The sequence below is a fragment of the Winogradskyella poriferorum genome (assembly GCF_050618035.1).
Taxonomy (GTDB): domain Bacteria; phylum Bacteroidota; class Bacteroidia; order Flavobacteriales; family Flavobacteriaceae; genus Winogradskyella; species Winogradskyella poriferorum_A.
In genome coordinates, this window is record NZ_JBODPY010000368.1 from 1 (window position 1) to 207 (window position 207).

The 207-nt window shown below is 33.8% G+C and carries 1 protein-coding gene; it reads right to left on the reverse strand.

What is annotated here, in order from left to right:
* A partial coding sequence (locus tag ACRHOC_RS16085; protein WP_431159549.1) for a hypothetical protein occupies positions 1-207 on the reverse strand: 207 nt, incomplete at both ends.

A 207-nucleotide genomic window follows, 5' to 3' on the forward strand; every position in this document is an offset into this window, starting at 1 on the left:
TTCTATTTTAAACTTATTACATATTGATGCCTCGTACTGATATTCAGGGGATGCTTTTGCTTCTTTTTCTAACTCTTCCAGAGAGTGGTTTGTCTCTGGTGGTAAATTATCACCTTTAGGGTTTGTTATTATTTCAATGGTTGGCTCAATATCTTCCAAATAGCTTTTGTATTCTCTCTCTCCTTTAAGAGTCTCTCTAATTTCTTT